At 56.9% G+C, this 450-nt stretch carries 1 pseudogene; it reads right to left on the bottom strand.

Annotated elements, in window-relative coordinates:
- Positions 1 to 450 (bottom strand): annotated as a pseudogene (locus tag HMPREF2606_RS10425) (hypothetical protein); the annotation flags it as partial.

The raw sequence follows: 450 nt of genomic DNA, 5'->3' as shown, positions 1-450 counted from the left end.
TGCCTTTGGCGTTGACGGTGTAAACGTCTTGGCCGTTGGCTCCGGTCGTTTTCACCACGTCTTTGATGTTGGTACCGGCTGCGACCTCGGTACGGGCGGAGGCGCTTTGCTGTTTCAGCTGGCTGTAGTTGACGGCGTCGGTGTCATCGGTACCGGCGGCAACATTGGTGATCTTGTTGCTGGCGGCATTGATGCCTGACTTGGTCACACTCGGACCGCCTGTAATGGTGAGGCCGTCTGTATTCAGTTTGCTGTCGCCTGCGGTGACGCTGTCAACAGTGATGTCTTTGGCCAGTTTGAAGTCAATCTGGTTGTCGGACACGGTGGTGACGATGTTTTTGTCGCTGCTGCGGTAGGCAACGGTTTCGCCCAGTTGGACGTTGTCGTCGCTGCCGTTGTCGGCGGCAATGTTCAGACCTTTGGCGATATTGGCAGCGTTGTTGGCGACGT

The organism is Neisseria sp. HMSC070H10, from assembly GCF_001837635.1.
In the GTDB taxonomy this organism is placed as follows: domain Bacteria; phylum Pseudomonadota; class Gammaproteobacteria; order Burkholderiales; family Neisseriaceae; genus Neisseria; species Neisseria subflava_A.
Note: the sequence above shows the minus strand (reverse complement) of the source record. Positions and strands in the feature narration are given on the sequence as shown.